The organism is Bacillus siamensis KCTC 13613, assembly GCF_000262045.1.
GTDB lineage: Bacteria > Bacillota > Bacilli > Bacillales > Bacillaceae > Bacillus > Bacillus siamensis.
The window spans coordinates 139,709-161,882 of sequence record NZ_AJVF01000013.1; the positions used below are offsets into that span (position 1 = coordinate 139,709).

At 46.7% G+C, this 22,174-nt stretch carries 21 protein-coding genes; 6 read left to right on the forward strand and 15 right to left on the reverse strand.

The genetic code is table 11. The features are described from left to right. Positions 1-19: 19 nt before the first annotated feature. From Y79_RS0100985 to Y79_RS0101025, 9 genes are all read right to left on the reverse strand, one after another. Positions 20-640, reverse strand: a complete 621-nt coding sequence (locus Y79_RS0100985; RefSeq protein ID WP_016936020.1) for a hypothetical protein — start codon at positions 638-640, stop codon at positions 20-22. 48 nt (positions 641-688) lie between these two features. Next, complete coding sequence (gene nrdF, locus Y79_RS0100990) at positions 689-1,678, reverse strand: class 1b ribonucleoside-diphosphate reductase subunit beta (RefSeq protein WP_016936021.1); 990 nt, start codon at positions 1,676-1,678, stop codon at positions 689-691. A gap of 17 nt (positions 1,679-1,695) precedes the next feature. After that, positions 1,696-3,798, reverse strand: a complete 2,103-nt coding sequence (gene nrdE, locus Y79_RS0100995) for a class 1b ribonucleoside-diphosphate reductase subunit alpha (RefSeq protein ID WP_007611605.1) — start codon at positions 3,796-3,798, stop codon at positions 1,696-1,698. Next, positions 3,758-4,150, reverse strand: coding sequence for a class Ib ribonucleoside-diphosphate reductase assembly flavoprotein NrdI (nrdI, locus tag Y79_RS0101000; protein ID WP_016936022.1), 393 nt, complete (start codon positions 4,148-4,150; stop codon positions 3,758-3,760). Before nrdI ends, nrdE begins: the two co-directional genes overlap by 41 nt. A gap of 259 nt (positions 4,151-4,409) precedes the next feature. Then, entirely contained in the window at positions 4,410-4,625 is a 216-nt protein-coding gene (locus Y79_RS0101005) for a hypothetical protein (RefSeq protein ID WP_016936023.1), read from the reverse strand. A gap of 82 nt (positions 4,626-4,707) precedes the next feature. Next, positions 4,708-4,983, reverse strand: a complete 276-nt coding sequence (locus tag Y79_RS0101010) for a YmzC family protein (RefSeq protein ID WP_016936024.1) — start codon at positions 4,981-4,983, stop codon at positions 4,708-4,710. Positions 4,984-5,078: 95 nt separating this feature from the next. Further along, complete coding sequence (hfq, locus tag Y79_RS0101015) at positions 5,079-5,300, reverse strand: RNA chaperone Hfq (RefSeq protein ID WP_003154064.1); 222 nt, start codon at positions 5,298-5,300, stop codon at positions 5,079-5,081. Between the two features lie 39 nt (positions 5,301-5,339). Then, positions 5,340-6,284 (reverse strand): tRNA (adenosine(37)-N6)-dimethylallyltransferase MiaA, encoded by a 945-nt coding sequence (gene miaA / locus Y79_RS0101020; protein WP_016936025.1) that lies wholly within the window; start codon positions 6,282-6,284, stop codon positions 5,340-5,342. A gap of 98 nt (positions 6,285-6,382) precedes the next feature. After that, positions 6,383-6,787: a YmaF family protein gene (locus Y79_RS0101025; protein WP_016936026.1), complete on the reverse strand. Its 405-nt coding sequence runs from the start codon at positions 6,785-6,787 to the stop codon at positions 6,383-6,385. A 101-nt stretch (positions 6,788-6,888) separates the two neighbouring features. Here Y79_RS0101025 and Y79_RS0101030 point away from each other — a divergent pair, with 101 nt between their 5' ends. The 3 genes from Y79_RS0101030 (at position 6,889) to erbB (ending at position 8,018) form a co-directional block, all read left to right on the forward strand. Continuing rightward, a complete protein-coding gene (locus Y79_RS0101030; RefSeq protein ID WP_016936027.1) occupies positions 6,889-7,194 on the forward strand; it encodes a hypothetical protein in 306 nt (101 codons plus the stop codon). A gap of 138 nt (positions 7,195-7,332) precedes the next feature. After that, entirely contained in the window at positions 7,333-7,647 is a 315-nt protein-coding gene (erbA, locus tag Y79_RS0101035) for an SMR family multidrug efflux transporter EbrA (RefSeq protein WP_016936028.1), read from the forward strand. A 17-nt stretch (positions 7,648-7,664) separates the two neighbouring features. Next, on the forward strand, positions 7,665-8,018 hold the full coding sequence (gene erbB, locus Y79_RS0101040) for an SMR family multidrug efflux transporter EbrB (RefSeq protein ID WP_016936029.1): 354 nt from the start codon (positions 7,665-7,667) through the stop codon (positions 8,016-8,018). Positions 8,019-8,031: 13 nt separating this feature from the next. Here erbB and Y79_RS0101045 read toward each other — a convergent pair whose 3' ends face one another. From Y79_RS0101045 to Y79_RS0101060, 3 genes are all read right to left on the reverse strand, one after another. Beyond that, positions 8,032-8,484, reverse strand: coding sequence for an OsmC family protein (locus Y79_RS0101045; protein ID WP_016936030.1), 453 nt, complete (start codon positions 8,482-8,484; stop codon positions 8,032-8,034). Positions 8,485-8,544: 60 nt separating this feature from the next. After that, positions 8,545-9,252, reverse strand: a complete 708-nt coding sequence (locus Y79_RS0101050; RefSeq protein ID WP_016936031.1) for a poly-gamma-glutamate hydrolase family protein — start codon at positions 9,250-9,252, stop codon at positions 8,545-8,547. 254 nt (positions 9,253-9,506) lie between these two features. After that, positions 9,507-9,740 (reverse strand): hypothetical protein, encoded by a 234-nt coding sequence (locus Y79_RS0101060; protein ID WP_016936033.1) that lies wholly within the window; start codon positions 9,738-9,740, stop codon positions 9,507-9,509. Positions 9,741-9,904: 164 nt separating this feature from the next. Here Y79_RS0101060 and Y79_RS0101065 point away from each other — a divergent pair, with 164 nt between their 5' ends. Continuing rightward, on the forward strand, positions 9,905-11,233 hold the full coding sequence (locus tag Y79_RS0101065) for a S8 family peptidase (protein WP_016936034.1): 1,329 nt from the start codon (positions 9,905-9,907) through the stop codon (positions 11,231-11,233). 182 nt (positions 11,234-11,415) lie between these two features. Further along, entirely contained in the window at positions 11,416-11,778 is a 363-nt protein-coding gene (gene ymzB, locus Y79_RS0101070) for a protein YmzB (protein WP_016936035.1), read from the forward strand. Positions 11,779-11,813: 35 nt separating this feature from the next. Here the strand turns inward: ymzB and Y79_RS0101075 are convergent, their stop codons facing one another. Together Y79_RS0101075 and Y79_RS0101080 are read right to left on the reverse strand one after the other, a co-directional pair. Further along, a complete protein-coding gene (locus Y79_RS0101075; RefSeq protein ID WP_032864741.1) occupies positions 11,814-12,569 on the reverse strand; it encodes a YoaK family protein in 756 nt (251 codons plus the stop codon). Positions 12,570-12,629: 60 nt separating this feature from the next. Next, entirely contained in the window at positions 12,630-13,061 is a 432-nt protein-coding gene (locus Y79_RS0101080; RefSeq protein WP_016936037.1) for a NucA/NucB deoxyribonuclease domain-containing protein, read from the reverse strand. Positions 13,062-13,357: 296 nt separating this feature from the next. Here Y79_RS0101080 and Y79_RS0101085 point away from each other — a divergent pair, with 296 nt between their 5' ends. Beyond that, the gene (locus tag Y79_RS0101085) at positions 13,358-14,569 is read left to right on the forward strand and encodes a cytochrome P450 family protein (RefSeq protein WP_016936038.1); all 1,212 of its coding nucleotides are present in this window, start codon (positions 13,358-13,360) and stop codon (positions 14,567-14,569) included. A 139-nt stretch (positions 14,570-14,708) separates the two neighbouring features. Here Y79_RS0101085 and Y79_RS0101090 read toward each other — a convergent pair whose 3' ends face one another. Beyond that, positions 14,709-22,163 (reverse strand): beta-ketoacyl synthase N-terminal-like domain-containing protein, encoded by a 7,455-nt coding sequence (locus Y79_RS0101090; RefSeq protein WP_016936039.1) that lies wholly within the window; start codon positions 22,161-22,163, stop codon positions 14,709-14,711. Between the last annotated feature and the right edge of the window lie 11 nt (positions 22,164-22,174).

A 22,174-nucleotide genomic window follows, 5' to 3' on the forward strand; every position in this document is an offset into this window, starting at 1 on the left:
AGGAACAGGGGTTTTTGTGTTATTGAAGAATATCGGCGACAAACTGAGACCAAGTTTCAAGCCGCTGATACACGTCTTCTTCTTTTAATTCGTTCACTTTCATCCAGCGGCCGGCGATCTGCTCTTTTTCTTTCACTTCGACTTGTGCTCCAGACGCTAATTGGAGCGCAGAAAGGATGCCGATATGCACCTTTCCGACACTGTTTTCATCATCATTGATTAAACCGAGTGTGACAATGTTTTGTTTGTCTTCCTCAAGGATGTGCAGTTCTTCTGCTAACTCCCGGTCGGTATTCTGTTTCAGCACCTCCGCAAATGAGGCCGCTCCCTCCATAGGATTCATGTGTCCGCCGAAACCGAGGGAAAGTTTATTATGAAGGCGCGTTTCTCCGCCGCCCGCGAGCCGCTCATACACAAACACTTCATCATCGCGCCGGATGACGACATACGGAATCGGCTGTTTAAAACGCGGGTCCTCTTCCGCGTCGCCTCTTCTGATTTCTAAAAAATGCTCCTCAATTTGAGCCATAATCTTCACGATACGCTCATCTTCGCTGTTGACGCCCTGGAATGTCAGCGTTTCATTTTGGAAGACGTCACTCCGCGGCGCAGCTAAGATGATTTCATCCATTTTATCCATGTCGGTTCCTCCTGTCATACCTCTCCATTCAAGCCAAAAGAGCAGATATTATATCTGCTCTTCATCTTGGCCGAAATAAAAATCCTCGTCTTTAATCGGTTCTACCGTCGCTTTTTTGTAGCCGTTCCCTTTCATGGAGAAGAAATCATGTGATTTCGTTTTGGTGTTTAATCCGTTTAATACAATCGGATTAATATCCTCTTCTTCAAAGTAAGGATCGAACCCTAAGTTCATCAAAGCTTTATTGGCGTTATAGCGGATGAATTTCTTTACGTCATGAGACAGCCCGACTTGATCGTACAGATCCTCGGTATACTCAAGCTCATTGTGATACAGCTCTTCTAAAAGCTCAATCGCAAATTCACGAAGTTCCGCCTTTTTCACTTCTGTTTGTTTATTGTATATTTCTTGGGCAAGCAGTCCGACATAGACGCCGTGGATCGCTTCATCACGAAGAATCAGGTTGATGATTTCACCGCTTTGCATCAGTTTTCCCTGTCCGTAGAAATATAACGGATAATAGAAACCGCTGTAGAAAAGGAAGCTTTCTAAGTAAACGGAAGCAACCATCGCTTTAAACAGCGAAATCTCATCGTCTTTTTTGATGGCGCGATACAGTCCGACAACGGTTTGGGCTTTTTTCTGCAGGTACTTATTCTGCTTTACCCATTCAAACACTTCGTTGATCGTTTCAGTCGGAGCAAGTGTCATAAAAATATTTGAATATGATTTTGCGTGCACCGCGTTTTCCATCATCGCCATGAAATTAAGAACCGCTTTTCGCTGATGGCCTTCTACGTGCTCGGCCACAATCGGCATGCCCGTGTTCCCCTGCTCTGTATCAAGCAGTGTCAGGCCGGCGAGCACCTTCATGTACGTATCCTGCTCATTTTTACCCAAGTACTTCCAAGTGAGGAGATCGCCGTTTAATGCGATCTCTTCGGGAAGCCAGAACTGCTTTACGTTTTGGTTGTAAAACATTTGGGTAAAATCATCTTCATGCTTTGACCAGTTTGCTGCGTCATAAATTTTTGTCACTGTAAACTCTCCTTTAATCAAACGACACAAGAAAGACAGCTGTCCTGCCCGGTATCTTTCGTTCTTGCATAGTAAATGGTTTTGATGCCTCTATGATGGGCATACAGATCAATACGGTTCAGATCACGAGTTGTCATCGTATCTTTCAAAAACAGGGTAAAGCTGATTCCCTGATCGATATGCTGCTGGATTGTCGCGATCATATCCACCACTTTGAACATGTCCATATCATAAGCTTCTTTGTAGAAGAACCAGTTATTAGACGCTAACCCCGGCATCGGATAATACGTTTTGGAGTTTCCGTATGTTCTTTCTTCAATCCGTTCCATAATCGGCATAACGGATGCCGTGCTGGATTGGACGTAGGAAATGGAGCCTGTCGGCGCGATGCACAGTCTGTAGCTGTGGTACATGCCGTTTTCAGCGACAAACGCCTTCAGCTCTTTCCAGTCTTCGATTGTCGGAATGTGCATGCCTTCAAAGAGCGCAGCGATTTTTTCGTATGCCGGCGAGAATTCTTTTTCGATATATTTATTGAAATATTCTCCCGTTGCATAAGTGGAGCCTTCATAATGCTCAAACGTTTCGCCTTTTTCTTTTGCAAGCTCAGCGGAACGCTGGATAGAATAAAAGTTCACCATCATAAAGAACGTATTCGCGAAGTCTCTTGCTTCCGGGCTTTCGTAAGCGATGCCGTTTTGGGCAAGGTAGCCGTGCAGGTTCATCGCGCCTAGACCGATCGACTTCATCGCTTTGTTTGCGCGTCTGACTGCCGGCGCGTTGCGGATATCCGTCGTCTCGGATACATGAGTCAGGGAATCCGTCGCGAGTTTCACCGTGCGCTCAATCGATTTATGTTTCATGACATTTAAAATATTTAAAGAACCAAGGTTGCAGGAAATGTCCAGGCCGATTTCGTCTTCCTCGTCATAATCTGTGTAAGCTGAAACCTGTGACGCCTGAAGCACCTCAGAGCAAAGGTTCGAGAATTTCACTTTTGATACGTGGTTATTCGCGTGCTCTTTGTTTACGTTATCCTGGAACATAATGTACGGATAGCCTGACTCAGAACGGAGAACGGCAAGCTTTTCAAGCAATTTGCGCGCATTCACTTTTTCTTTTTTGACGCGCGGGTTGTCGACAAGCTCCTCATACATCGCCGTCATGTCCATTTCGTCCATATGCTGGCCGTATTCTTTATAAATCGTATGCGGATAAAAGACGTAAGCGGCTTTATCCTCACGCGCAAGCTCGACAAACTTGTCCGGAATCACGACGCCGATGGAAAGGGTTTTAACGCGGACATCTTCATCAGCCGAGATTTTTTTCGTATCAAGAAAATCATTAATATCCCGGTGGAAGATGTTCAGGTATGCCGCGCCTGAGCCTTGTCTCTGCCCCATTTGGTCAGCGTAGCGGAACGCATTATCAAGAAGCTTCATCACCCCTACGACGCCTTTTGTGGCGTTTTCCACATCTTTGATCGCTTCACCTTTCGCACGGAGCTTAGACAGGTTAAGAGAAACCCCGCCGCCCAGTTTAGAAAGCTGCATGGAGATGTCGATCGCTCTTGAGATGTCGTTTAAGGAATCATTGACTTCCAAGAGGAAACAGCTGACAAGCTCTCCGCGGCGTTTGCGGCCCGCATTTAAGAATGTCGGTGTGCTCGGCTGATATTCCTGATTGATCATCAGATTCACATATTCTTTCGCTTTCTCAGTGTCGCCGTTTGCGAAGAACAGCGCAACAATTGAGATCCGGTCCTCGTAACGCTCGAGGATTCTTTTTTTGTCATTCGTTTTCAAAGCATAGTCATTATAGAATTTAAACGCACTCATGAAGGAAGGAAAACGAAACTTCTTTGCGTAAGCTGTCTTAAACACTTCTTTAATGTCTTCAAAAGAATACAGGCTTAAGAATTCTTCTTCGTAGTATTGGTTTTCAATTAAATAATCCAGCTTCTCTTTCAAATCGTGAAAGTAAACTGTGTTTTGATTGATATAGTCAACAAAATAGCTATGTACAGCCTCTTTATCTTTATCAAACTGGAATTTTCCATCTTGTTGGATCATAATTTCGTTATTTAACTGAATCCATTTTGGCACTTGGTTTTGTGACAACTTTTTCTACCTCCTGAGTAAACAATTCAACGTCTTTCGCTGTGCCGCTGAGTTCAAATTTGTGCAAGATCGGCACCTGATATTGTCTTGAAATGGTATCGGCGCTTTTTGCAAAGTTATCGCCCCATACTTTGTTGCCGCTCGCAGCGACTCCTAATAAGAGATGGGCGTATTTTTCGAGAAATGATTGTGTTGATGCCGGTACCTGGCCGAAGTTTGTCGTGTAGGTGACCAAAACAAACGGAGTGTCCACGTGGTCCATTTCATCCACCTTGCGGATCAGCTGAAAGTCTGTTTTATTCACAAAACGCTGAACATTCCCTGTCTTTGAATCAAATATGATTTGAACCATCCTTATCACGACCTATCAAAAATAATGAATCTCTTAACACTATATATAGTATACTAACCTCTCAGAAAAACACAACATATTGAGATCGATTTATAAAAAGTTCATATTTTTGAAAGAGCGGACCTTGGTTCTGCCCCGATTAACGCCCAAAAAAGAGAGCAGAACGAGAATCATCTCTCATCCTACTCAAGGTGTCATGTGTAAGCCGATGTCTATCATAACATGAAAAAAAACTGCTTAGTAGTCTAGACTTTTATTCTTATTTTTTGTAAGAATCACATTTTTTTTCGCTTTCAACGGTCTCTTCTATTTCCGCATCAGCACCGATTTCTTTCAGCACAGCTTTCAGAGCGCTTGTGATGGAAGCCTCTCTGAGCAGTTCTTTGCCGTCAACAATGATGCTGGTTCCATATTCATAGCAGGAATCATCTTCACAGGTTTCTTCCCAATGGTTGATTATCACCTTGTGTTTCAATCGTCTCACCCTCTGCATGATCAATGTCAGTAACTAGTGTAGCTTGTGCGGCCCGCTTTGTAAATTCGAAAGCTTGTGAAATTTATTCAAGCTCATCTAACGTCGTTTCTTTTTTCAGTTTGACTTTATTCGTTTTTTCGTCGTAACGATATATTTTTAAATAACCGTCTTCGACGACGCCGAAATGGTTATGCTCCAGCTGCACCGTGCCTTCTGTCTGCGGTTCGGCATCCGCCGAGCCGCTGTCATCATCCGTCACCACCGTTTCATGATTGCTGCATGCTCCAAACAGCAAAAAAACAGCGATCCAGACGAGCGTTATCCTGATTCTTCTCAGTTCATTCTCACTTTCGAACATTGTTTTCCAAGCCCCCTTTTATGTTGCCGATATACAGCCGGCAATATACAGATGCGCATAGAAAAAGACCATTGTTCATGGTCTTTGGCAAAAGTTTATTCAAGCTCAAGCTGAACGTTTTTTTGCGGGGCGAACGTGGAGATGGCATGTTTATAAATAAGCTGCTGCTTCCCCTCCGTTTCGAGTAAGACGGTAAAGTTGTCAAAGCCTTTTACCTGGCCGCGAAGCTGAAAGCCGTTGAGTAAAAATACCGTGACGAACGTATTGTCTTTTCGGATTTGATTCAAAAACTGATCCTGAATATTAATCGGTTTCATGTTTCGTCCTCCTTGGTTCTCAATACAATACTGTTTCGATTAAATTTCCAGTTTTCCTGCTATACACTCGAAAATTTCCTTTTTTTTCTGTTCAAGATCAACAGGCGGCGTCATATCGGTCCATGAAACAGACATTTTATTGCGAAACCAGGTCAGCTGACGTTTCGCATAACGTCTTGAATTTTGTTTTAATTGCTCCACGGCCTGAGAAAGCGGCACTTTTCCATCAAGATATTCATACAGCTCTTTATAGCCGATCGCCTGAATCGATTGGCTGTCCCGGATATTCATATCATACAGCCGCTTGACTTCCTCAAGAAGGCCGGCTTCCATCATCAGGTCAACACGCTCGTTAATCCGGCCGTACAGCACTTCTCTGTCCATTGTAAGACCGATGAGCACCGCATTGTAAAGCAGCTCCCGTTTTTGAGTTTTAAGATGTTCTGACATTGTTTTGCCCGATATGTGCAGAATTTCGAGAGCGCGGATGACTCTTCGCGTATTGTTTTGATGAATGGCTGCCGCTGCTTCCGGATCGGCCGCCGCAAGTTTGGCATGAAGAGCCTCAGCCCCTTCTTCGGCAGCCAGTTTCTCCATGCGCTCCCTGAATAAAGGATCACCGGAGTGTTCCGTAAACGTATAATCATACAGCACAGACTGGATGTACAGACCCGTCCCTCCGACAATCATCGGGAGCTTTCCTCTGGCGGCAATCTCGCTGATTTTTTCTCTCACCATTTTTTGATAATCAGCCGTTGAAAACGTGTCGGACGGCTCCAAAATATCAATCAGATGATGCGGCACGCCTTCTGTCTCTTCTTCGGTGACTTTGGCCGTTCCGATGTCCATCCCTTTATATACCTGCATGGAATCCCCGCTGATGATTTCCGCATTCAGCATTTTTGCGAGTCCGATGCTCAGTTTTGTTTTTCCGACTGCCGTCGGGCCGACAAGTATGACGACAGGCTGTTTTGTATTTTTCAATATGTATCACTCTCTTTTATAAATCTCCCCCTAATTATAGCATTCATTGCTCCATGCACCTATCCATTTTGCCCTTTTTCCTGAGCGCTAAACGTCAATTACCACCCGATCGGCTCGTTGCCGACAACCTCTTTCGTTTTTCCCTTGAGAGTATGGCGGTGCGTTTTCCGGCCTTCCTCCCGCGGATCGTAAACGACGCCGCCGTACTGGATCTGAATCGGCTCATTGTAGGCGGCAAAGGTGGTCTCTGAAAGCTCATGGTAATGCGTTCCGTCAGCTCTCGGAATGGCAGGGCCGGAAATACCGTAATATCTGTGGAAATGGCCGTTTTCAAATGAGGTAATGCCCGTATAGAAATGTGTATGCTGATCTGTATTGCTGCCATTCTCAGGCTGTGAGAAGCCTTCGATCAAATGATAATGCCCCTGCACAACATCCGTTACAGCCCGGTAAGCGTGTGTGTGCGGAGGTTTTTTTGACCAATCGGACTGATACAGGCCCACAAAAGCTCACTCCTTTATTTTTTTGATAAACGCCCAATCAAAAATTGGTGGGCTGAATACTCTGTTATCATCTAAAATTTATTCTTGGAGGTACCTTAATTATGAATGAAGAATACGCATACGCAGCAGATAGTGATATGAGACAGTTTGGACGGCCTGGATTTGGTTTTGGCCGGCCGGGCTTCGGGTTCGGACGTCCCGGATTCGGCTTCGGATTCGGACGGCCGGGTTTTGGTTTTGGCCGCCCTTGGTTTGGCCGCCCTTGGTTTGGCGGGTTCGGACGTCCGTTTGGTTTTTACGGCGGACCGTTTGTCGGAGGGCTTGTCGGGGGACTTGTCGGAAGCGCATTGTTCAATCCGTATTTGTACGGAGGTTACGGCTACCCTTACTATCCGTATTACTACTAAGACAATCAAAAAGGGCTCCTTTCAGGGGCCTTTTTATATAGGCCGAATGTCTTGACTTGCCGGGTAAAGTTCGGATATTATTTTATTTTAATGCCTTAAACAAAAGGCATGAAGATGATGATGAGAGGGGGATTGGATATGATTCTGGGTTATATCTTCCTCACAATTGCTATTTTATCAGAGTCAATGGGTGCGGCCATGCTGAAGGTCTCCCGCGGATTTACGCGGTTTGTGCCGAGCGCGCTTGTAGTGGCTGGCTATTCATTGGCCTTTTATATGCTTTCACTGACACTGAATCTTATTCCGCTCAGCTTATCCTATGCCACATGGAGCGGGGCCGGAACGGTGCTTGCGTCCATTATCGGAGCGAAGTGGTTTCAGGAAAAACTGGACAAGCAGGCCGTCATCGGACTCTTTTTCTTATTGGCCGGTGTCATTTTGATGAATTGGTAGAAAGGAGAGGCATGCTGATGAAAGGATTACTTTGCTTGGCATTAGCCATTGTATCAGAAGTGTTCGGGAGCACGATGCTGAAGCTGTCGGACGGTTTTACGCACCTGTGGCCCGCTCTCGGCGTCATTGCCGGAATCGGAGCCTCTTTTATGTTTTTGAGCTTTTCATTGAAAAGTCTTGATTTATCCACCGCATACGCGACATGGTCAGGTGTCGGCACGGCTTTAACTGCAATCGTCGGCTTTATTGTTTTTAAGGAAGCCATGACGATCAAAATGATGATCGGTCTTGTGTTGGTCATCACGGGCGTCATCCTGCTCAACCGTTCCAAATCTCAAAAAACGAAAAAAAATCAAACGGCCCGGAGCTGACCGTTTGAATTCGTCATGCGCGGGCGGCTTTTACTTCAACCTCAAGCTCCATCTCCACGTTTCCCTGAACCGCTCGTGAAATCATACAAGACGATTCCGCTTTTTGCGCTAACTTCCTGGCCAGTGCAAAATCCGTTTCGTTTGCATCCGGCTTTAATAATATAAACGGGCGGTGAATGATTTTTTGATACGTGAACACACCGTTTGTTACATCTACAATTCCTTCAGATTCCATATGTAAATCTTCTTTATCCAGACCGCTTCTTTCCATCATTGCCGCAAGCGTTATAATATAACAGGTCGCGGCCGCTCCAAGCAGCATCTCATCAGGATTTGTGCCTTCTCCCGGACCGTCCATTTCCTTAGGAATGGACACAGCCGTTTCCAGCCGGCCGCTTTTAATGTCGCCGACGTCATTCCGATTTCCGGGCCAATTTGCTTTTAAATAAAAATGATGTTTTGCCAAGGGACCATCCTCCTTTTTTTCAAGTTTACTCATCTTTCACTGGTTTGTCTTATGATAAGCTCATGAATACTCTTGATTGATCACTCTTTTTATCGTACGGACAAACCGGTAAAATTCGTCTGTTTTTGTGAATTCTCTTTCACGGTAGTCGAAATTATCAAAAAACGCTTCCCGCTGTTCTCTGCTGATTTCAAGCTGTATGCTCAGACCTGTTTGCGCCTGATTATTGATATTTTCTGTGTCAACCCCGGCCAGACCCGTTTTTGAGGTTGCCAATTCTGCAGGAAATCCATTTCGTTTGAAAGCTCTCACCAGTTTTTCCGCCCGCTTCCGGTCGCTTCCTCCGACAAGGGTATTTTTCTCGTCGCCTTTATAACCGTGAACTGCGATCACATAATGGTGCTGCTTAATGCTTTCGACTGCTAAAGGCTCATCGAACTTGGTGCTCGTAATATGAAGAGTCTGGTTATCATGCGCTTTTAACCCCTCAAACAGGTAGGTTGAATAATCATCTCTGAAAGAGCGGACGATCTCGCTCACCCCGCCCTCAATTCTCCCTCCGTGCGGCGACATGATCAATACAGGGCTCCCCTCTCGCTTATTGTACGATATATAATAATCATCGGGGTCTTCATGTTCAGCCAGATCTTTAAAATCTGTGTATGTATCTGAAGAATTCGAGGGATCAGGGTCTGACGCATAGTGAGCACATCTTATTAGTAAGACCATTGCTACGATAATGATGACATTAAGTATAATTCTTTTCATCAGCTCTCCTTCTTTGCTCCTTTCTGAAAAATGAGATATTCATTATTTGGATTTTTGTCAATAGGTCTTATCTTAACATTCTATTAACATTATCATCAGTGAAAAACTTCCCGGTTTCGAAAAATCAATTGATGGTCACGGTTCAAGCGCTCAAATGCCGGGCATCAGTGAAAAAAGGTTGAGAGAGGCAAAAAAAAAGGGAGGAATGCCCGAATTTTCAGGGGCGGGAGATTCACAGCCGGAAACATCCGGCATCAAGAATACGCTTTTAAAAATGAATATCCGTCTCCCGAAGCAAATGCGCAGGACAGAATGGAGCCCGTCAAAAAAGTTCTCATCTGCCTTTTTGTACAGCAAAATGCCGTTACAGCCCGCTCATCCCCTTTTTTAATAATAATGGTCCGTTTTGAAATGGAGCCGTCTTTTTTCATATATATAATATCAATCGGAAGCTGCTTTTCCAAGGAATGTCTCAATATTATGTTCATGTATATACCTCCTTCTGTCGGTTTCATTATAAGAGAACAAACGTTCTTTTTCAAATGAAAAAACCGCAAGTAACCAGCTCTCTGAAAGGACAAACAAACTGACCGAATATACTGCCTGTTCATATGGTATAGAGAGAATCGCCAGAATGGGAGGAAAAGTATATATGTTTGGTTACTCAATGGTACAAATGGTTCGGTCAAATGCTCATAAGCTGGACGGGCCGCTCAGAGAAAATGTATTACAGTTATATAAACCTTTCAAATGGACGCCTTGCTTTCTCCATCGTTTTTTCGAAAAAAAGGTGAAAAACAGAAAGAAAATGTCAGTCATCATTGAATTCGAGGAAGGCTGCCATGAATCCGGGTTTCACAGCACAGGCCAGGTCCTGTCAAATGAGAAACGCTGCACGATCAAAAAGCAGTTTCACACAATTAATTGCTGCAGCGCTGAAGTCACCCCGGCCGCCCTTCACATGCTTCTTTCTCAATGCCGGGATATCCGTAAAGTCTATTTAAACCGGGAAGTAAAAGCACTTCTCGATACGGCAGCCGAATCATCACATGCAAAAGAAGTGACCCGAAACGGCACCGTATTAACAGGAAAAGGCGTAACCGTTGCCGTCATTGATACCGGAATCTATCAGCACCCCGATTTAAAAGGAAGAATTACCGGATTTGCAGACTTTGTGAATCAAAGGACGGAACCGTATGATGACAACGGCCACGGCACCCATTGCGCCGGTGATATCGCGAGCAGCGGCGCATCGTCTTCCGGAAAATATCAGGGACCCGCGCCGGAAGCCAATCTGATCGGTGTCAAAGTTTTAAACAAAACCGGATCGGGAACCTTGGCTGATATCATTGAAGGTGTGGAATGGTGCATACAATATAATAAAAAACACACTGACAATCCGATCCGGATCATCAGCATGTCACTGGGCGGAGAAGCGCTCAGATATGACAAAGAAACGGACGATCCGCTCGTCAAGGCCGTTGAAGAAGCATGGAACGCAGGAATCGTCGTCTGCGTCGCTGCGGGCAATTCCGGTCCGGAAGCTCAAACGATTTCAAGCCCCGGCGTCAGTGAGAAGGTCATCACGGTAGGCGCCTATGATGACAATGATACGGCCGCGAATGAAGACGATACGGCTGCTTCTTTCTCAAGCCGCGGCCCGACGGTGTACGGAAAAGAAAAGCCTGATATTCTCGCGCCCGGAGTCGATATCGTGTCCCTTCGTTCACCTCGTTCATACCTTGACAAATTACAAAAATCAAATCGTGTAGGGTCATTGTATTTCAGTCTGTCGGGCACGTCGATGGCCACTCCGATCTGTGCGGGCATTGCCGCTTTAATCCTTCAGCAGAACCCGCAGCTTACGCCTGACGAAGTAAAAACACTGATCAAGGAAAGTCCGGATAAATGGACAAATGAAGATCCGAACATTTACGGAGCGGGTGCAGTGAACGCCGAAAACGCCGTGCCGAAAGAATAATCTTTATATGATGAGTAAACGGGGTCGTCTGCACCGGAAGATGACCCCGTTTTTAGTAAACAATTATAATGAAGAAACTAGTAACTCTTCAAAACCGGCTGTCAGAAAAAAAGATTAAGCGGAGCAGTGTATTTCTAAAAAAATAGGGAATAAGTATGGTGTAGATAAAAGGAGGAATATCAATGGCACTTACAAACACCGAACTGTCAGAATGGCTGCAAAAGCAGATCGGACAAACTCTTGATATCAGAAAAGGAGAGCTGACAGACAGCCGGAACGAGATTTCTGATATGGACCAGATCATGCTTCACCTTGATGATGTTCTCGTCCGCCGGACAAATCATCCCGATGACTATGTAGCTGACGAAGAACTCGTCCTAAAAGGACACGGCACAACCTATACGGAGGAAGGAAATGTCCCGCTCCCTCAAGATGCGTATGAAATCCCTTTGCTCGGCGAGATTACCATCCAAAAAGAGCAAGACGGATTAAAGGTACATACAGATCGGGCCGTTTATACAATCGGGACCCGAAAAGAGCAATAAAACGAAAAAAAACGCCGTGAATCAGCGGCGTTTTTTTATTGTTTTTTTTCTTCCGAGTAACCGTGGAACATTGTAAATGCACAAAGCATAATACCTAAAATAATAATAATCGGGAGCCAGATCACGGCGAATTTATAATTCGGTTCGGCAAATGCGCCGATAACCGCCCCAAAGCAATACAGCACCAAGGCAAGCGCGCGCAATACCGCATCTCTCGTAAACTGCTTCCGCTTGTCCGCTTTGTAAAACCTTGCGGTGAGATCTTCAAAAAAATTAGCAAGCGTTCCCGTTAATACAGTCGTGGAAATCCCGGCTACACCAAGTTTTCGCGCGGCTGTTGTCTGCATTCCCATTGCGAAGCTGAGCAGCATAATCAGCACATAAACAGAAATGGATTCTGCAAAAAAGCAGGAGAACAGAGCAAACAAAAGCAAAACAGCCCCTTCAATGATCAATGCGGCAGTGACCGCAGGGGGCCAGAATGATTTCTGTTTATTGCCGACAAGCCAAGCCGCGGCAATAACGCCTGCAATAAATCCGATTAACGAGGTTAAAGATTTGAGTACGGCAAGATGCCATGAGTTGCCGATCGCCATGCCGAACAAAACGATGTTCCCCGTCATGTTGGCGGTAAAGACGTGTCCTAAACTTAAATAACCGATCACATCCACAATTCCCGCAGTTAAACAAAGAAGCAAAAGTGCAATATTTCGGTATGTAGTCACCGTCAATGTGATCCAATCCTTTCTCATGCTGAGTCCAACATATAAGTTTACTCTTCGCCATTTCATATGTCCAGCCGGTACGCCGCCTTTTCATAGCATAAAAAAACTCCGGCGCGCCGGAGAAGATTACTGAACGATAAATAATACTTTCGTGCCGTCGGAATACCTGCTCATTTGATTTCCGACCCATGAGCCGGCCCCGCGATTGTCCGAAGGGGTTACATATCTGATATCAGCTCCAGCCCCGCCTTCTGTACAGACCGCCATCGGCCATTCATCACGGTCAAATCCGGGCTTTGTCGGAATTCCTTTCAATGATTCTTTCCTTCTATCCTCAGCTCCGCCGCGATCAATTGTACAAATGTCAGAGTGCCCTGCCGAAATGGCGTCTTTTATATGATTTCCCGTCTCCGGATATTTTAACAGCGGGAAATAAAGCACCTGATCGTATCTGGACGCGGCTCGGGCAGTATTCTCCGAAGTGCCGGCGCTCATAAAGCTGAACTGAAGAGAGATCACCAAAAGCAGACTTGCCGCCCATTTCATAAACGCAGTCATTCACAGCCTCCTTAAGAAGTTGATATGAAGCGTAAATATGTATATTAGCCGGATTCGGCACACATGATGAATTGGTAAAAAAAGTTTGCTATTTTGGTGATAACCAACGAAAATGACGGCTTTACGGTTTTTCTATTGAACAAGCTTCTGATTCCTTATATATTTTAGACATACTTATGCGCCGTTGTAATCAGTGTCTTCAGCGGATAAAAGGAGGAATGCCGATCGGCCGGCAGGCACCGGCAGTTTGTTATGTCTTAAGTCTTTCTTAAAAACATGAAGGCGGGGAAATCACGATGGAAAAAATAATGTTTCATCCACACTCATCCGAGTTTCACGAAAACCCTTTTGCGGTTTTAAGCACATTCAGAGAGCAGGATCCCATACATAAATTCGAACTGCAGCGTTTCGGAGGCACCTTTCCGGCTTGGCTCGTCACTCGTTATGATGATTGTATGGCGTTTTTAAAGGACAGCAGAATTACGAGAGATGTAAAACGGGTCATGCCGAAGGAGCTGATCGCAAAGCTGAATGTCAGTGAAGATATCGATTTTGTATCAGAGCATATGCTGGCAAAGGACCCGCCGGATCATTCACGCCTGCGGTCTTTGGTGCATCAGGGGTTCACTCCCCGGATGATTGAGCAGCTTCGCACCGGGATAGAACGGATTACAGAAGAGCTGCTGGATGAAATGGAAACAAAAACAGATCCTGATATCATGAGAGATTTCGCCGCTCTGCTTCCGTTTATCGTCATTTCAGAGCTGCTCGGAATTCCGAAAGAGGACCGCGCCTCATTTCAGGTGTGGACAAACGCGATGGTCGACACGTCAGAAAGCGGACGAGAAGCGACCAATCAGGCGCTCAGAGAGTTTAAACAATATATGAAAACACTGATCGAAGAAAAAAGAATACATCCGGGTGAAGACTTGACGAGCAAGCTGATTTACGCAGAAGAGGACGGCCAAAAGCTGAGTGAATCAGAGCTTTATTCCATGCTGTTTTTGTTAGTCGTTGCCGGACTTGAAACAACGGTTAACCTTCTCGGCTCCGGCACACTGGCGCTTCTTTTGCACAAAGACCAGCTGGAGAAGATAAAGCGGCAGCCTGAAACTATTCAGACGGCGGTCGAAGAGCTTTTGCGTTATACCTCTCCCGTCATCATGATGGCGAATCGCTGGGCGATTGAAGATTTCACCTATAAAGATGTTTCCATTAAAAAAGGCGATATGATATTTATCGGCATCGGTTCAGCCAATCGGGACCCGGAATATTTTGATGATCCTGATACATTAAATATAGCGAGAACACCGAACCGCCATATCTCTTTCGGCTTCGGCATTCATTTCTGTCTCGGAGCTCCGCTCGCCCGGATGGAAGCATCCATTGCCTTTACAGCGCTTTTAAAACGGTTTCCGAATATAGAGCTGAAGGGAGCGCCTGAGGATTTATCATGGAGAAAGAATGTGTTTTTAAGAGGGCTTGAAGCACTGCCTGTCAGATTATAATATCCGCCCCCATATTTGGGGGTTTTTAAATATCTTATTAACAGGAAACAACAAATTACTATGAAAATTTAGTACATAGTAAATTTAGTTCTCATTAGTCAAAAAGAGCTGCCGGATTGCTCTGGCAGCTCTTTCTATATTACCGTTTTACCAACTCATTTGTTTCGTCCAGCTTTTTTCTGAAAGAATTAAGGAAATTGGCGCTTATTGTTCCTTTATTTGCGTACAGTTTTTCACAGAATGCCTTAATGGCGTTTTGCGGCTTTGATTCCGACAGCATTGTAACATGATTAGAAGAATGAACATCCAGCAGGTGAAATTGTTTTATCTGCCGTTCCCATTCTTCCCAATACGCCTCATGGTCTAACAGATTTTGTTCTTCCTCTGCTGTCAGATAACGTTCAAGATCTCCGAGGAACAAGCCGCTTTTATTACGGAAATAGTAGCACTGCAGCGTTTCCGGATGCGGCAGCGGCTTCATATCATACTCTTCCATTCCGTAAGCAAGCTGCGTCTTCATCATTTGCTCCATCTGCATCCGGATCGCTTCTTCCGGTTTTGGCAGTCCGCGCTCTTTGGCAAGGCTGATCAATTCATTCAATACAGCCTCTTCCCCAGCCTGCACGTTAATGTCTTCCCTGCTGATTAATGCGTCTTCAGGATTTTCAGGCTTGAGATATGCCGTAAGCATCGTATTGATCGTTTGCAGCATGACTGACTTGACAGATGGTTTTCTTTCTTTCCATTTTTCACTATACGGGGTATCAATCATGACGGCGCTTTTCACCGTATGACCTTCCTCCTGCAAAAGGCGCGCCGTTTCATATGCGAGCATTCCGCCCAAGGAATATCCGCCGAGGTCATAAGGGCCTTTCGGCTGTACCGCTTGAATGATTCTCGCATAAGAAGCGGCCATCTCTCCGATTCCTTGCAGCGGATCTTTCCCTGTCAAACCTCTTGCCTGAATGCCGTAAAAAGGACGCTGGCTTTTTTTGGCGAATGGCTGATACGCTTCGACGCCTCCCGTTCCTCCATGAAACCAGAAAACAGGACGTCCTGTTTCTCTTTCATTGAGCTTGACGAGTTCGGGAAATTTCCCTTCCCCATCCTGCGATTTGTTCGTTTTTAACAGCAAGCTGAGCTCCTGAAGAGTGCTGCAGTTCTGAAGAGCTTCCAGACTTACTCGGCAGTCTGTGTCTTCAAGTTTTTTCAGAAGCTGAATACAGGACATTGAATCGAAGCCGTATTCAGTCAGCGGCTTATTTGGGTCCATTTCCGCTGCGTCCATTCCTAAAATGTCAGCCACTATGTCAGCCGCGCCCCCGCGGCGGAGCTGTTGATTCTCTAGAATCGGTTCAAGGCTGATGTCTTCTGTCTGACTGCCGTTCCAATACTTCTGTTTTTCAAAAGGATATGTCGGAAGCGGCACTCTTTGAACAGATTTGCCTTGGTGAAGTCTGTCCCACGGTATATCCGCACCTTTCACCCAGCAAAATGCAAGCTTTTCCAGATTGTTTTCAGCCAAAAGCGTCTCCGTGACGACTGTACCGAGCGTCCCTTCCAGTAAAATGCCGATGTCTCCTGCTCCAGTCTGCTGACTGCCGGTAAAGAAGCTTTTCACTCCATTGCTTTCTCCTGAAAACTCTCTGTAATCTTTCAGCTTTTCCAGCAGTTCATCTTGATTGCGGGCAACGAATGCCAGGCGGCAATGCATCGCCTCGCGGCCGGTCTGGAGCGTATAAGCAATATCCCGCAGTGACGGAGTATGTTCAGCTTGTATGAAATCGGTCAGCTGACCTGCGGCCGCCTTAAGCCGGCCTTCGCTCTTAGCAGAAAGCACGATAAGCTGCGGTTCATGCACAGATTCTTTGTCTTTAGGGCTCGGACTGTACTGTTCCAAAACGACATGCGCATTCATGCCGCCGAATCCATAGCTGTTAATTGCGGCCCTGCGCGGAATCGGACTGCCTGTACGGTCGGTAAGCTGTGTCCATTCTTGATTGTCTTCAGTGAATCGTAAGCGGCTTTGCTGATTGGTCATTTGCTCATTTGCGGCTGTGAAACCGGGAATCCCCGGGATGGTATGATGTTTCATGGCCATCGCCACTTTTATAAGGGCGGCCAGTCCGGAAGCGAGTTCGCCATGACCGATGCAAGGTTTCACGGTGCTGATGTAACAAGGCGCACTTTCCTCCTCATTCGCAGACTCGCCGTAACCCGCTTGGATTGCATTGAACTCAAGCGCATCTGCCATTTCGGAGGCGATGCCGTGTGCTTCAATGTATGTGACGGTTTGCGGGTCAACATCGGTGTTTTCGTACGCTTTTTTCATCGCAGCCTTCATCCCCGCCGGATTCGGCGCGTGAAGCGACATGCCTTTACCGCCATGAGACACCCCGGTTCCTTTTATGACCATGTGAATATGATCGCTGTCTTCAATTGCCGCCTCAAGCGGTTTGATAATGATGACGCCCGCGCCTTCACTTCTGACAAAGCCATCGGCATCTTTTTGGAAAGATTTCGCCCGGCCGTTTTTGCTTAAATATCCCATTGCGTCAAAACCGATAAAGCCCTTCGGCGATTGCAGAATATTGGCGGCGCCCACGACAGCCTGCTCACATTCGTTATGACGGATTGATTGAACCGCCCTGTGCAAAGCCACTAGTGTTGACGTGCAGGCCGCCTCGTAATATTCACTCGGTCCTTGTAAATTCAAGGCATATGATATCCTGTTTGGGATAATGGACGGAATGGCTGTTCCATTGTTCGGGTCGCTATTACCCGCGGCAACGAAAACGCCCGTCGGTCTGCTTGATAACGTCTTACTCGTCAGGCCCGCATCCTCCATTGCCTTCCATGTATGCATCAAAAGCAGAAACTGCTCCGGCCCCATTTGCGAAGCCTCTTTAGGAGAAATTCCGAAAAAGAGCGGGTCAAATTCTCCGACACCGTCAATAAAACCGCCCCATTTGAGACCTGTGTCATCCTCATCATCGGCGTAACGGCGCCAGTCCCAGCGGTTCGCCGGAATTTCTGAAATACAGTGATCTCCGTTTACGATATGCTCCCAAAAAGACTGGACATCCGGAGATTGCGGAAACTGGCCTGACATACCGATAATGGCGATTCCTTGTTTGATATTGCCGTTATCACAAGGCGTATGCTGTTCCTTCGGCAAAGTGCGCTCTTCTGTTTCCGTGACCTTAGCCTCTTCTGTATGTTTGTGATCGGCAAGCAATTGAGAAAACTTGCTCTCATACGCTGACGCGAAGTGGCGGGTCAGCTCTTCTGCCGTCGGGTACTCGAAAAACAATGTCGGATTCACATCGATTTCTGCCTCTTGGCCGATCTCTTTTGTCAGTCCGATCAGGCTCGCTGAATCAAGCCCCAATTCCATAATATTTACATCAGAACGCAGGGATGGCACAGGTTCACTCATCATTTTGGCAAGCTTGCCAAGGACATAGCTGCGGATATGATCTGTCAGACTGCCGGCAGAAACCAGATCCCCCGGGCTTTTAAGAGCCGTTCGGGCCGGCTGATTGATCTGTTTGGCTTCCGGACGGAACCGTTTCAGGGCATAGCCTTCATAACACATCACCACTTCAGATCGGCTGCTGATGACATCCGCGTTAAATAGGATCATTTCCCCTGTTTGTTTGGCCAGCTTGATGTGCAGCCAGCAATCATCGAGATCTGCCGGGCTGCTGAAGGTGACAGCATTAATGCCGAACGGCAGATAGCTTTCCGCATCGGCTTGGTCCAATAAAGACAGCGCGGCCAAGTAAGCACTGTTGGCGATTAACGGATTTATGGCGTAATGATGCGCTTGTTGTGAGCCGATATTATTCAGTTTCAGCTTTGCTAACACCGCATCAGTGCCTTTGTACAGGCGTGTGATCGTTTTAAATTCTTCTCCCCACACGACGGTTCCCGTGCCGTCGCCGTATACCTTATCTATCCCCACTTCCCGGTAAGAACGCTGAATGGCCGCCAGATCTACTTGCTGCTTCTGAAACGGATACGGACTGCACTCGGCATACGCCGCTATGCTCCAATCAGGAGACGTGCGGCTGCGGTACATCATGCTCAGTTCAAATGTATCCCCGTTTTGCTTCGATTCTGTTTTCAGCTCGATGCGATCGCCTTTTTTTACGGCAATGGGATTGACGTAATTCAGTTTTTTGATTTGCCCTCCTTCCGCTTCAGGAAAGAGATGATAAAACTGCTCGGCTGCCAGGCTTTTGTATGTAGCGCCGACGAGGACAGGTTCTCCGCTGAATTGATGCCCCTGCACATATGGATCATCATCACTGTATATCACCTGAACACGGGCAGCGTTTTCTGATTCACCGAACTGAAAAGAAGTCCGGCGGTCAAAAGCATAAGCCGGCAGATGAACGGCGTGCTCTTGCTGCAACTGACCAAATGCGATATTCTCTCCTTTTTCCCATTGCCGCGCCCGGTGGCCGACAGCAGAATCTGAGCGGCTCCGGCCCGGCTGATCCGAGCGGTAAGAAGCCAGCTCGTTCAGCAGTTCCTGTACGGAAGAAGCCGTAAATGCCGCCCGATACTCCGAATGATGCGTTCTTTTTTGCAGAGCGGATGCAATAGCGGCCGGATGAAGTGAAGGCGTTTTTTCTAAAAAAACCGCCAGCCTGTCAAGATAGGCTTCAAAACTCCATTTCGTTTTCGCTGACACGGGGAAAATATACTCCTCATTGCCGTGACGGTCATGATCGGAATTCGGACTGATATATTCTTCTACGATCAGGTTTGCATATGCCCCGCCTGCCCCGAAGGAATTGATCATGCTTCTCCGCGGGATGATGTCTCCCGTCTCGGCATCCTTCAGACGCTCCCAATACTCGGTTTTCTCCTGCAGATAAAAGGCCGTTTGTTCAAGCGAGATATTCGGATTTTGCGGTTTTGCGTTAATCGTCGGAACTAACGTTTCCCGCTCCATTTGCAGCAGCACTTTCGTGAGCTGGGACATACCGGAAGCCGCCTCTAAATGGCCGAGATTTGACTTGACGGATCCAAGCGCGCAAAAACGTTTTTTACCGGTATATTGCGAAAACGCGTTTGTCAGGGCAATCACCTCAATCGGATCTCCCAATACAGAGCCGTTTGCCGCTGATTCAACATAACTGATTGTTTCCGGATTGATTCCGGCTTTGCTGATGGAAGCCGCCATGAGCTTCGCCTGCTGTTTCGGATCCGGAGCCGTGTACATCTGCCTTCCGCCGCTATGGCACAATGCGCTGCTTTTAATGATGCCGTAAATATGATCGCTGTCGGCAACCGCTTTGGAGAGCGGCTTCAAGAGCACTGCCCCGACCCCTTCTCCCGGCATCAGGCCTGTGCCGGTCCCGAAGCTTTTACTTTCACTTCCCTGTTCAAGCAAATTCGCCCGTTCAAGCGCATCATATTTAGACGGTTCAAGCGTGAGATTGACCCCTCCGGCAATCGCCATGGAACAGCTGTTAAGCTTCAGGCTCTCACAGGCGAGATGGATGGCGCTCAGTGAGCTGGAGCATGCGGTCGTAACGCCCATGCTCGGACCCGTTAAATTGAAAAAGTGAGAAATGCGGTTGGCGATATGCCAATCCCCTCCGTTAGAGCTGAGCGCGGCTTTTTCCAATGACGGGATATTCCAGAAATATTGATTGTACATACTGCCCATAAATACACCGATGCCGCTGTCTGATTCCTGCCATTTGTTTAATCTTTCTAACGAGTAGCCTCCATTCTCAAATGTTTCCCATACGGTTTCAAGGCTTAACCGGAGCTCAGGCGTCATCTCCATCACATGGTCTTCCTTAACGTCAAACAAGTGATGATCAAAAGCGTCAATATGCTGCAGAAATCCGCCGTACCTTGTTTTGCGATCTTCTTTTCGTGTTTCTTTTGCCATTGTTTTCAGAAGACCGAATTTCCATCTGTTTTCCGGGGCTTCTGAGATACAGCTGTCTCCGGCTTTTAAATGCTCCCACAGCTCATCGAGGGTTTCAGACTCGGGGTAGCGGCCGCTGATGCCGATAATGGCAATGTCGTCACGTTCAGAGCGATCAGCGGCGGCGGTTTCTTTTTCTGGCTTTGGCGCGTCCGGCTCTTTTGGTTCAGTGATAAATCGCCGCGTTTCCGTGACGAGCGGCACCGGTTCAGCCATTACAGGTTCCCGATGCTCCGTTTCAGGAGGCGCTTCTTCAGCTCCAAATGCCTGTTGAAGCTTATCCGGGTAAGTTTCCAGCAAATACTCGGCAAGTTCTTTCGTATTCGTATGTTCAAATAAGACCGTTTTCGGCAGCTCGCCCGTCAATGTTTCCAGTTCACGGATGAAATTCACCTGCAAAATGGAGTCAATGCCGTATTTTTCAAAGCTCGTTTCCGGCTGAATGCGCTCGGGAGCAAGCTTTATCGACTTGGCTAACGTTTCTTTTATGAATTGCACGGTCCGGTCTGTCACTGAGAAAGCCGGTTCTGTGAAATCAGCCGGCTCTTTGGAAGCTGCAGTTTCTTCAGCCGCCTGCGCATCCTGCTGTTTTTGCCTGATGACGCCGTCGCTTTCTGCCGCCACGATCTGCTGGCCGAGCTGATGTGACGATTCCGCCATAAATGTAACGTACCGATATCCCTCGCTTTCCAGCACGGACTGCCACGCTTCAGGATACAGCCCCGGGCACCCGGGAATACGCAGTTCGGCGTCTTCATACAGCCACCAGCCTTCTAAAAGACCGAATGTCAGGTGAGAATAAATCGAATGGCTGCTGATCTCATTTAATAGCAAAATCCCATTCTTTTTAAGCACCGCTTTGGCATTGCGAAGCGTCTGGCGAATATTTTTTGTCGCGTGAAGCACATTTGCCGCAATCACCGCGTCATATGCGCCGGCCTCTACACCCTGTAAAGCCGGGGGCTCCTCCACGTTAAAGCGCTTATAAGTCAAATACGGATTGTCGGGGCCGTATTCTTTTTCAGCATGCATGAAAAAGGCCTTTGACAGATCGGTATAACAATATTCTTTTACATGATGTTTGTACTCTTTTAATCTTTTGAAAACGGTCGCGCTTGTCCCGCCCGTCCCCGCTCCGATCTCTAATATCCGGATTTCTGCGTTCGGGTCTTCTTTCAGGCGTTCATCAATGAAAGCCGTCAATGTGTCAGCGAGCACTTCATTAAAGTAATCTGCCGTTTCATTGTTTTTATAAATTCCTTCTACCAATTCCATTGAGGAATCAGGAAACAGAACATCAGTGGCAGAAACTCTGCCGGATAAAATATCCGGCAAAGCTCTGAGGGCTGTCTCCACTAAAGTGATCATCGCCTGTTTGCTGCTGTCCTTGAGTAAAGGAGCTTTCTTTTCATCCCATTCTTTCCACAGCACGTCCGCACGCTCTATCGGACCTGTTAACACATACGTACTGCCTGACTGTTTCAAAAAGCCTTTTTGCACCAAGATGGAGATGCTTTCTTCCAGCCACCTGCCGTAAAACCCCTGCAATACAGGCTGTGTCTCATTTTCTGTAAAGAATCCGACAGATTTCAGCTGGCCTGCCAATAGTTTGTAAAGAAGATCTTCAGTGTTTTGCAAAGCCGTCCCCT